7 protein-coding genes are annotated in these 11,190 nt (G+C 70.5%); 4 read left to right on the forward strand and 3 right to left on the reverse strand.

The window, feature by feature from the left end:
• Together D7Y13_RS30615 and D7Y13_RS30620 are read left to right on the forward strand one after the other, a co-directional pair.
• The coding region (locus tag D7Y13_RS30615) for a TIGR02266 family protein (protein WP_167508791.1) at nucleotides 1-564 on the forward strand (564 nt) is incomplete at its 5' end.
• A 303-nt stretch (nucleotides 565-867) separates the two neighbouring features.
• The gene (locus D7Y13_RS30620) at nucleotides 868-2,466 is read left to right on the forward strand and encodes a sensor histidine kinase (RefSeq protein ID WP_120537076.1); all 1,599 of its coding nucleotides are present in this window, start codon (nucleotides 868-870) and stop codon (nucleotides 2,464-2,466) included.
• 24 nt (nucleotides 2,467-2,490) lie between these two features.
• Here D7Y13_RS30620 and D7Y13_RS30625 read toward each other — a convergent pair whose 3' ends face one another.
• Nucleotides 2,491-3,633 (reverse strand): THUMP domain-containing class I SAM-dependent RNA methyltransferase, encoded by a 1,143-nt coding sequence (locus D7Y13_RS30625; protein ID WP_120537075.1) that lies wholly within the window; start codon nucleotides 3,631-3,633, stop codon nucleotides 2,491-2,493.
• Nucleotides 3,630-6,251 carry a response regulator gene (locus tag D7Y13_RS30630; protein ID WP_120585595.1) on the reverse strand — a complete coding sequence of 874 codons (2,622 nt, stop codon included), beginning with the start codon at nucleotides 6,249-6,251 and terminating at the stop codon, nucleotides 3,630-3,632. Before D7Y13_RS30630 ends, D7Y13_RS30625 begins: the two co-directional genes overlap by 4 nt.
• 399 nt (nucleotides 6,252-6,650) lie before the next feature.
• Here D7Y13_RS30630 and D7Y13_RS30635 point away from each other — a divergent pair, with 399 nt between their 5' ends.
• Together D7Y13_RS30635 and D7Y13_RS30640 are read left to right on the forward strand one after the other, a co-directional pair.
• Nucleotides 6,651-7,658 (forward strand): fatty acid desaturase family protein, encoded by a 1,008-nt coding sequence (locus D7Y13_RS30635; protein ID WP_158620479.1) that lies wholly within the window; start codon nucleotides 6,651-6,653, stop codon nucleotides 7,656-7,658.
• A 390-nt stretch (nucleotides 7,659-8,048) separates the two neighbouring features.
• Entirely contained in the window at nucleotides 8,049-10,214 is a 2,166-nt protein-coding gene (locus D7Y13_RS30640) for a glycosyl hydrolase family 18 protein (RefSeq protein WP_120585593.1), read from the forward strand.
• A gap of 77 nt (nucleotides 10,215-10,291) precedes the next feature.
• Here the strand turns inward: D7Y13_RS30640 and D7Y13_RS48805 are convergent, their stop codons facing one another.
• Nucleotides 10,292-11,044 (reverse strand): lysophospholipid acyltransferase family protein, encoded by a 753-nt coding sequence (locus D7Y13_RS48805; protein ID WP_120537071.1) that lies wholly within the window; start codon nucleotides 11,042-11,044, stop codon nucleotides 10,292-10,294.
• Nucleotides 11,045-11,190 lie beyond the last annotated feature (146 nt).

Consider the following 11,190-nt stretch of genomic DNA (forward strand, 5'->3'; position numbering starts at 1 on the left):
GTGGTGGAACGTAGGGCGGGGGACGCGCCACCTCCGCCGGCCGCGGCGCGTCCCCCGCCCTACGTTCCACCACCCGCGCCGCCGCGTCCGCCACCGGTGATGACACCGTCGGCGCGTCCTCCGGCACCGCCGCCGCCCGCGCCGCCGCCGCCCGCGCCGCCGGCTCCGGCTCCGGCTCGGCGTCCGGTGGTGGCGAGCCCCGCGCCGTCGTATTCGAGCGCGGAGTTCGTGGGTCTGGAGCGGCGCTCGGACGACCGGCTGCACGCGGACGTGCGGGTGACGATGAAGAACACGGGCATCTTCACCGACCACCGCATCATCAACCTGTCGTCGGGCGGTCTGTTCATCGGCACGGACCGGCCGTTGCGACTGGGGACGCAGGTGGAACTGACGCTGCGCTTCGATGATCCGGAGCGGGTGATGACCCTGCGCAGCTCCGTCATCTGGGAGAACTCCCTGGAGGACGGAAAGAACCCGCGCGGCTACGGGTTGCGCCTGAGCGCCTTGCGCGCGGAGGAGCGGGACTTCATCCAGCAGTACGTCCGCCGTCCGAAGAAGCCCTGACGTGCACCAGGCGAGGCTGCACGTCGGGCCCCGAGTCGGGATAGAAGACGGACGTCAGAACAACTGCACCAGGAAGACCGCGCTCATGGCGACGAAGGCCACCATCACCGCCATGACGGACTTCAGCTCCAGGTCCCTGCGGTCCAGCTCGTTCGCGAAGTTCATGATGTCCTCTCCAATCCTCGAAACCTTCCTCCCTTCCTACGGACCCGGCGCGGAACGATTGCCCCGCGGCAGGTGTCCCGCCGCGGCGGCGCGGCATGCGACCAGGAAAGCGGACGACACCCTGATGCCGGTGACGCGATGAGCGCCGGGGATTCCCCCGTCACGCTGGACGGCCTGCTCCAGGTGCTGCCGGTGCCGCTGTTCGTCGTGCGGGGCGACCGGCTGGTGTTCACCAACACCGCGCTCCAGACGCTGCTGGGCCTGGGTGTAGGCGAGCTGCCCTCCATCCTGGAGTTCAGCGCCCGCTTCAGTCCGGAGGAGCGCGCGTGGGTGGAGCCCCTGGCGCGGGCCCTGGCGCGCGGCGAGCCCCTGCCGGAGCAACCGACCTGGGGGCGGATGCGGGGCGCGGACGGACATCAGCACCAGCTGACGCTGATCCACGCGCCGGGACGGGTGCCGGAAGAGCAGCTCGTGATGTTGCTGGACGCCGAGGGCGGGGACGCGGTGCGCAGGCTGTCCACCGTGCTGGTGTCCACCGCGGCGGAGCTGCTGCGCTGCCGGGACGAGACGGCGGTGCTGGAGCTGGCGGTGGAGGCCGTGCACCGGCAGGGCTTCTACGTGGCCGTGATGTTGTTGGAGGGCGACTTCCTGCGCCACGGGCCGCTGCGCCAGGAGCCGGAGAGCGTGGCGGCCGCCGAAAGCCTGTATGGGCAGGCGCTGCACGAGGTGCGCATCCACCGGGAGCGCATGCCGCACCTGACGGAGGTGCTCACCCGGCGCAAGGCGGCCTTCCATCCGGATGCGTTCAGCATGGCCCGGCGGATCCACGCGCCGGAGGTGGCGGAGAACATCCAGCGCATCTATCCCCCGGGGTCGCGTGCCCTGGACGCGCCCATCTTCGTGGGGGATGAGCCCTTCGGCGTGCTCGCGGTGCAGTCCCCCACGTTGACGCCCGCGAACGCCGGCGCGCTGGAGTTGTTCGCGCAGCTCATCGGCGGGGCGCTGGAGAACGTGCGCCACCACCGCGCGGCGGAGGCACGGCTCGCGGAGGTGTCGCGGTTGCAGGGGGAGCTGGTCGCGAGCGAGCGGCTGACGGCGCTGGGCGAGGCGGCGGGCGTGGTGGCGCACGAGGTGCGCAATCCCCTGGGCGCCATCCTCAACACGGTGGCGGTGCTCAAGCGCGAGCCGCGCCTGGGGCCCTCCGGCGCCGCGGCGGTGGAGATGCTGGAGGAGGAGGCCATCCGGCTGGAGGACATCGTGCGCGACCTGCTGGACACGGTGCGCCCGCTGGAGCCCCGGCCGCGCCCCGTGTACCTGGGGGAGCTGGTGCACCGCGCGCTCGGCCAGCTCCACGGCCGGGAGGGGCTGCCCACGCCGCGCGTGGTGTTCGACGAGGCGCCGGACGTGCCGGACATCGCGGGCGACGAGACGCTGTTGCAGCTGGCCCTCACGCACCTGATGCGCAACGCGCTGCAGGCCTCGCCCGCGAAGGGCACGGTGCGCGTGGCGGTGCGCCGCGTGCCGCAGGGCGTGTCGCTGGTGGTGGAGGACGAGGGCCCGGGCATCGCGGGCGTGGATCCGCAGCGCGTCTTCGAGCCCTTCTTCCTCACGCGCGCCAACGGACGCGGCCTGGGCCTGGCCATCGTGCGGCGCGTGGTGCTCGCGCACGGAGGCACCGTGCGCGCCGGCGCGCGGCCTGAAGGGGGCGCGCGATTCGAGCTGGTGTTGCCGCTCTAGCGGGCGGGCCGCCCCGGCCTGCCATCACGGCCCTGCCAGCACCAGCAGGCACGGCAGGCCGCCGTTCTTCACATCCACCGTCCGCGCGCCGTTCAGCCCCAGCGCCGCCAGCAGCTTCGGCTCGTCGGGGATGATGATGGCCTTGCGCCATCCGCGAAACGCGCCGTTCAACGTCGCGCCCAGCGCGCGGTAGAGGTCCGGCAGGTCCAGTTCCTCGCCCACGCGCTTGCCGTAGGGCGGGTTGGCCACCACCAGCCCGGGCCCTTCCGATGGCGCCTTCAGCGTGCGCAGGTCGTGCCGCTCCAACGTCAGCGTCACCCCCGCGCGCTTCGCGTTGCGCCGCGCCGTCCCCAGCGCGCCCGCGTTGAGGTCGTAGCCACGAATCACCGCGCGCGGCTCGCCCAGCACCCGCGCCTCCGCCTCCGCGCGGCGGCGCGCCCACCCCTCCTTGTCGAACGAAGGGAACGACTGGAACGCGAACGTGCGCAGCAGCCCCGGCGCCTTGCGCTGGGACATCCACGCGCCCTCCACCAGGAACGTGCCGGAGCCGCACATCGGATCCACCAGCGGCACATCTCCCGTGTAGCCCGCGAGCCCCAGCAGGCCCGCCGCCAGCGTCTCGCGCAGGGGCGCGCGCCCCACCTCCTGCCGGTAGCCGCGCTGGTGCAGCGGCTCCCCGGAGGTGTCCGCGCTCACCGTCCACCGGTCCCCTTCCCCACGCACGAGCAGCGTGAGGCCCGGAGCACCGCCCTCCTCATCCAGGTGCGGCCCCGCGCGCTGGACCTCCTTCAGGCCCCAGGCCACGGCGGCGGACTCGTACACCACGTTGGGCCCGGGCGCCGCGGAGCGGTGCAGCGTCACCGACATCCGGGGCGGCGTCTTCCCATCCCAGAGGTCCTTCATGGGCAGCGCGGCCAGCTCGCGCACCAGCCCGTCCGCCGTGGGCGCCTTGAACGTGCCCAGGCGCAGGAGCACGCGGCTGGCGGTGCGCAGGTGCAGGTTCGCCGTCTGGTACAGGCCGGGAGGGCCCACGAACTCCGCGCCGCCTTCCACGCGGCGGGGACCCAGGCCGCACTCGCGGGCCTCCGCCTCCAGCGCGGGCTCCAGCCCGGGCAGCGTGGACACGTAGATGACTTCCTCACCCGCTCGGGCGCGCGCGTCCGTCACGGGGAGCGCGTCCGCGGCGCGGCGGTCAGCGCGGCGGCGGCCTGCTCCAACGCGCGCTCCATCTGATCCAGGTCATACGGCTTGGGCAGCAGCACCGCGCGCTCCAGTTCGGGTCCGGACTCCGAGTTCACCGCGCGCGAATCGCCGGAGGCGATGACGATGCGCAGCGACGGGTACTGCCGCACGGCCTCACGCGCCAACGCCACGCCGGACATGCCCGGCAGCGTCACATCCGTGAAGAGCACGTCGATGGGGTCCCTGCCCAGCACCGTGCGCGCGGCTTCCGCACTCTCCACCGCTTGCACGCCATGTCCCATGTCCGTGAGCAATTCGCACGCGGATTCGCGGATGTCCGCGTCGTCCTCCACCAGCAGGATGCGCAGCGGCCCCTTCAGCGCTCCGTCCGCCGCGCGCGGCCCCTCGGCCGCGGGCACGGGCGCGGGCCCCTTCAGCCCCTTGGCCGCCAGCCGCTGCTCGCGCTGGCGCAGCATCGCGCGGATCTTCCGCGCCAGGTCCTCGCGCCGGTACGGCTTGCTCAAGAGGCTCACGCCGGGATCCAACCGGCCGCCGTGCACGATGGCGTTCTCCGTGTAGCCCGACGTGAAGAGCACCTCCAGCTCCGGCAGGAGCGCCTTGGCCTGCCGCGCCAGCTCCGGGCTGCGCACCGGCCCCGGCATCACCACGTCCGTGAAGAGCAGGTCCACCGGCAGGCCGCTCTGGATGACCGCGAGCGCGCTCTGGCCGTCGGATGCCTTGAGCACCCGGTAGCCCAGCTCCGTGAGCACCTCCACCACGGTGCCTCGCACCGCCGGATCATCCTCCACCACCAGGATGGTCTCCGTGCCGCCCTCCACCTGTCCGGAGGGGGCCTCCGCCGGCTGCACCGCCACCTGGAAGCTGCGCGGCAGGTAGATCTTCAGCGACGTGCCGTGCCCCAGCTCGCTGTAGATCTTCACGTGGCCGCCGGACTGCTTCACGAAGCCGTACACCATGCTCAGCCCCAGGCCCGTGCCGCGCCCCTCCGGCTTGGTGGTGAAGAACGGTTCGAACGCCCGCTCCATCACCTCCGGCGTCATGCCCGTGCCCGTGTCGGAGATGGCCAGCAGCACATACTGCCCCGCGGTGACCTCCGGGTGCAGCAGCGCGTAGTGGTCATCCAGCATCGCGTTGCCCGCCTCGATGGTGAGCCTGCCCCGTCCGTCCATCGCGTCGCGCGCGTTGATGGCCAGGTTGAGGATGACGTTCTCCAACTGGTTGCGGTCCACCGACGTGTTCCACAGCCCGCCCGCGATGACCGTCTCCACCTCCACGTCCTCCCCGAGCGCGCGGCGCAACAGGTCATCCATGTCGCGCACCAGCCGGCCCACGTTGATGGACGAGGGGGCCAGCGGCTGACGCCGCGCGAAGGCCAGCAGCTGCGAGGCCAGCCGCGCCCCGCGCTCCACCGCGCCCAGCGCCGTCTCCAGCCGCCGCTGCGCCTTCGCGTCCCCCGCCAGGTCCCGCTGGAGCAACTGGAGGTTGCCGCTCACCACCTGGAGCAGGTTGTTGAAGTCGTGCGCCACGCCGCCCGTCAGCTTGCCCACCGCCTCCATCTTCTGCGCCTGGCGCAGCGCGGCCTCCGTCTGGCGGCGCTCCGCCTCGCTCTGCTCCAGCTCGCGCGTGCGCTCGCGCACCAGCTCCTCCAGGTGGTCGCGGTGGCGCGCCAGTTCGTCCTCGGCGCGCTTCTGCGCCGTCATGTCATGCCCCTGGACGAAGATGCCGGAGACGCGCCCGTCGGCCTCCACGATGGGCTGGTACACCAGGTCCACGAAGGCCTCCTCCAGCGGCCCGCCCGGCACGCGCTGCAACATCACGCGCATGCCGTGGCCGACGAAGGGCTCCGCGGAGGTGAACACCCCGTCCAGCAGCTCGAAGAAGCCCTGCCCCGCCACCTCCGGCAGGGCCTCCCGGACGGGCTTGTTGAGCAGCTCCCGGTGGCCCACGAGCTGGAGGTAGGAGTGGTTCACCAGCTCGAACACGTGTGAGGGCCCCTTCAGGTAGCACATGAAGCCCGGGGCGACCTCGAACAGCCGCCGCAGGTGCCTGCGCTCGCCATCCAGCGTGAGGTTGGCCTCCTGCACGGCCTTGGCGCGCAGGAACACCCCGGCCTCCAGCTGCGTGCCCGGGTCCGACGAAGGGGCGCTCCGCGCGTCAAGCATGGCCTGCTTGAGCTGCTGCAGCTCCGTCACGTCCATCGTGTGCTGGAGGATGAAGGCCACCTCGCCCGCCGCATCCAGCAGGGGCGTGTGCGTGGCGCTCCAGTAGCGGTCCTCCACCACGATGCCCGAGTCCGTCCACCGGGGGACCCGGTAGGGAATGAGCGCCAGGGTGTCCAGGGCCCGCTCATTGAGCACCCGGAAGAATGAATCGCGCAGCATCCGCAGGCTGGCGTTGGCCGGGTCGTCCGGGTCGTTGGGGAACGCCTCGAAGACGTTGCGACCGACCAGGTCCTCCAGCCGGCTGGCCGTCACCCGCAGGTAGGCCGCGTTCGCCGTCACGTACCGCAGCTCGCGGTCCAGCAGCATGTACGGGTTGGGGGAGAGCTCGAAGAGCTTCTGGAAGTCGAAGGGTGCCTGCATCCAAATGACCGGGAGGGTCAGCTCCTCCCGTCCTTTCCTGGGGCCGCGGGACGCGGAAAGGGCGTTCGAACCCAGTGTACGGACAACCCCCAGGGCGCACCGTCCAAAAGGCCGGCCTCCCCTGCCATCCCATGCGCAAGGCCCCCTGGAGGGTCCCCGACTGGACACCACTCAACACCCGCCCCTCCTCCCGCATGCCCATGCTTCCCCGTCCGTCCTGACTGTAAGATTGGGCGGGTATTTCCGACCTCACTATTATTGTGATATGAGATAATTACCGCCCAGGCGGCGCAGTCCCACATGAACCGGCGTGCGCGGCAGGGGGTCGCCTTGGGTTGGGGGGAAGGCCTCCCCTGCCTCCAGCCAGAGCGCTTGCGCCCGGCAGGAGGTCTGTCCCCAATGCTTGCCGTTCCGGAAACGGTGTCGCTGGATGACTCGGAAGCGGTCACCTCTCGCGTGTTCGAGCGCCGGTCGCTGACCGCCGTCGTGAGGGAGCTGTCGGTGGTGGCCAACGCGCGTGGAATGTGGGCCGTGACGCGTCAGTGGCTCATCATCGCGATGTCGGTTGCGTTCGTGGTGCAGGTGGACCGCTGGTGGGCATGGCTGCTGGCCGCGGTGTTCATCTCCACCCGGCAGCACGCGCTCCTGAGCCTGGTGCACGAGGCTTCGCACCACCACCTGCTCACGAACCGGTTCGCGAATGACTTCCTCGCGGACGTGCTGTGCGCGTTTCCCATGAACATCACCACGGCGGGCTACCGCAAGGAGCACGCGGAGCATCACCGGTACGTCAACACCCCGAAGGACCCCTACTGGCGCACCGCGCAGCGCGACAGTGCGTGGATCTTCCCGCGAACACGCTGGGGCGCCGCGCGCGTGCTGCTGGGGGACATGGTGGGCGTCTTCACGCTCTCCCACCTGAAGATCATGATCCCCTGGTCCTTCACGGGCCGGATGATGGGCAAGGGCGGGCCGCCGCCCTCGGGCGCGGAGAAGGTGCGCTACACGCTGTGGATGCTGGGACTGGTGGCCTTCCTCACCCTCACGGGCGGGTGGCTGCACTACCTGCTCTTGTGGTCGGTGCCGTCGCTCACGCTGATGATGATGGCCTTCCGCATCCGCGCGGTGGTGGAGCACCCCTTCACCCCGGCCTCGGAGGACGAAACGCACGAGACGCGGGACGTGGAGTCACCCACCTGGTTCGAGCGCTTCTTCATCGCGCCCTTCAACGCCGGCTACCACCTGTCCCATCACCTCTTCCCGTCGGTGCCCTACTACCACCTGCCCGCGCTGCACGAGCAGCTCAAGCGCACCGGGCTCTACCGCCCCGGAGAGAACCACTTCCGCACGTACCTCCTGGGCGAACAGAGCGCGTGGAGCTTCATGACGTCGGCCGCGAAGAAGTGAAATGCAGCGGTGATGCAGGATTGAATTCCCACGTGTAGCGGCGTGGATGCCTTTCCCCTGGAGGCGCGCATGGAGCGCCTCCAGGTGTGGGAAGGGCCCGCTCCTTCGAACCGTCACCAGGCGCGTTTCATTCACACACCGGCCGCCCGCGAGTCTGTTCGCGCACCGGCCTGGCGTCCTCGCGACGTACCCAAACACCCCACCCCATGGCTTGAACGCCGACCGGCGATCGCGGTGTTTCTAGGCCTCGATCGCCAGGTCCCCTTTGTACGTCCGCCACTTCCGGCGCGACGCCCAGGGCGGCCGGGGGAATTTCCTGTCACGCGCCGCGGGCAGGAAGTGCGGTTCCTCCGACCCCGCCCCTTTTCACCTGGCGAAGCAGGAGCAGACTTGAGAAGGCAGCTCATGGGGTTCCTCGTGGCGTTGGGCGCGGTGCACGCCGGCTGTGGCGGGGCTCCGGACTTCACCTCCACCGCGGGCGATGAGGACTCGCTGGTGGCCTCCGAGGACGCGCTCGCGAGCGCGACCACCCTGTACGACGACGCGTTGGGTTCAGGCTGGCAGGACTGGTCCTGGGCGACGCACAGCCTCACGGCGACGAAGCCTGTGTTCGCCGGCACGCGCTCCATCTCCGCCACGTTCAAGCCGTGGACGGGCGTGTACCTGAACCACGCGGGCGTCCCCACCACGGGCTTCGGCTTCGTGGAGTTGCAGGTGAACCCTGGCGCGACGAACAACCCGGCCCTCGCGGTCTACGCGACCGTGGGCACGTCGCAGAAGACGCCCGTGGCGCTCAACCCGTCCTGTGTGGGCGGCAGCATCAAGGCCAACGTGTGGACGCAGTGCCGCGTGCCGCTCGCCACCCTGGGCGCGGCGAGCGGGAACCTCACCGGCTTCGTGATGATGGAGAACGCGGGCAGGAGTCTGGCCCCGGTGTACTTCGACAACGTGCGGCTCGCGGCGAGCACGACCGCGCCGTCCGCACCCACCGGCCTGAAGGCCACGGGCTCCACCACCGACGTCGCGCTCACGTGGGGCACGGTGACGGGCGCCACGGGCTACAACGTCCACCGCGCCGCCTCGCAGTCCGGCACGTACACGAAGCTCACCGCGTCCCCCGTCACGTCCGCGTCGTACAAGGACACCAGCGCGGTTGGCGGCACGACGTACTGGTACGCCGTCACCGCGCTGAACGCCGCCGGGGAGAGCGCCCGCTCTTCCGCGGTGTCGGGCACGCGCACCGCGCCCACCGGCGTGAGCGTCACCGTCACCCCCTCGAGCGTCACGCTGGCGCGCGGCGGCGTGCAGACCTTCACCGCGAAGGTGACAGGCGCCACCAACACGTCCGTCACCTGGTCCGTGCAGGAAGGCGCCACGGGCGGCAGCGTCACCTCCAGCGGCACGTACACCGCGCCGCAGACGGCGGGCGGCTACCACGTCGTCGCGACCAGCAGCGCGGATCCGACGAAGAAGGCCATCGCGGACATCACCGTCACGGGGCCCGTGGGCAACACCAACAAGTGGGTGTCCGGCTACTACACGGGCTGGAACGCGGATGACTACCCGCCGGAGAAGGTGGACTTCAGCGCGCTCACGCACATCATCGTCGGGCGCGTGACGCCGAACGCGAACGGCACCGTCAACGCCATCTTCGACAACTCCAACGGCTCCGCCATGGCGAAGACGCTGTCCACGCGCGCGCACGCGGCGGGACGCAAGGCCATCATCATGGTGGGCGGCGCGGGCGAGCACGCCGGCTGGGTGGGCGCGGCCACTCCCGCGAACCGGGAGCAGTTCGTCACCAACCTGCTCAAGGTGATGGACGACCACGGCTACGACGGGCTCGACATCGACTGGGAGCCGGTGGAGGAGGCGGACAAGCCGAACCTGCTCGCGCTCGTGCAGCGGCTGCGTCAGGTGCGGCCCAACATGCTGATGACCTTCCCCATCGGGTGGATCAACAACAACTTCAGCGCCGACGCGGAGCTCAAGTGGTACCCGCAGCTGGCGACCTACATGGATCAGGTCAACATCATGTCCTACGAGATGATTGGCGTCTGGGACGGGTGGGATTCGTGGTTCACGTCCGCGCTGACGGGCGAGTCCGGCACCCATCCCACGTCCGTGGAGTCCAGCCTCAAGGCCTGGGTGAACGCGGGCATCCCCAAGGAGAAGCTGGGCATGGGCATCCCGTTCTATGGCCTCGCGTGGCGCAACATCAGCGGCCCGCGCCAGGCCTTCACCAACTGGTCCGACTACGTGGGCGGGGACAACTCCTTCACGTACAAGAAGATCCTCGAACTCTCCAAGACGGGCACCCTCAAGTGGGACGTGGCGGCGCAGGCCAACTACGTCACGTTCAACACGCCCGTGGAGGACGGCACCGTGCGCTGGATTACGTACGACGGTCCGGAGGCCATCCAGGCCAAGGGCCAGTACGCGAAGGCCAACGGCTACGGCGGCACCATCATCTGGACCATCAACCAGGGCTGCACCGACCGCGCAACGGGCGCCAATCCCCTCCTCACCGAGGTGAAGAAGGCGTTCCTCCAGTAGCCGTCGGAGCAGGACGGAAGCACCCGGCCGCGTGGGCACCTGCTGCCCGCGCGGCCGTCTTCGTTTCAGGGGACTCGCTACGCGGACGGCGGCGCGGAGGCGGGCGACGACACGGGGGCGTCCACCGGCTCCGGGGGCGCGGTGTAGACGCCCTGGTATTCCGGCGGAAGCAGCGCGGCCACCCGGCGCATCATCGCGTCCACCAGCGCCTGGCGCGCATCCTTCGCGCCCGCGACCTCCGGCTCCAGGTCCTCCATGCGGAAGGCGGGGCCGAACGTCACCGTGACGTCCGCGTGGAAGAGCCGCTCGCCGCCCATGTCGGAGTCGTTGATGGGCATCAGCTTCTGCGTGCCCGTCAGCGCCACCGGCACGATGGGCACCCCGGCGCGCTTGGCGATGAGGCCCACGCCCTTCTTCGCCTGCAGCAGGCCCGCGGAGCGGCTGCGGCCGCCTTCCGGGAAGATGAGCACCGACTGGCCGCCCTTGAGCAGCTCCACGCAGCGGCGCAGCGCTTCGATGTCCGGCGAGTTCGGCGTGATGTCGATGGTGTCCATCGTCTCCGCCGCCAGCCGCGTCATCACCGTGCCGTGCAGCTTCACGCCGGCCAGGAAGACGACGTGCCGGGGACGCAAGGCACGGTAGAGCGTGAAGCCGTCCGCGTTGGACAGGTGGTTGGCGATGAAGAGGCAGGCGCCCGGCGGCACGTCCTTCAGGCCGTACACCTTCGCATGGGACAGCGTGCCCCACACCGCATGCATCAGCCCCCGCACGACAAACCGGCGGGGCGTGCGCGGCAGCAGCGACATCAGGAAGAAGAGAACTCGAAGCACGCGCCGGCCCACTTCCTTTTCTGGATTCCCCCACGCAACACGGGGCGGAACGGATCCACGTCCACCTGGAGATGTAGTCCTGCCCGCCAGGGCCGGTCAGCGCCCGTCCTCCGGCCCTGGCGGGCAGGACTACATCTCCAGGTGGA

This window comes from Corallococcus praedator (assembly GCF_003612125.1).
In the GTDB taxonomy this organism is placed as follows: domain Bacteria; phylum Myxococcota; class Myxococcia; order Myxococcales; family Myxococcaceae; genus Corallococcus; species Corallococcus praedator.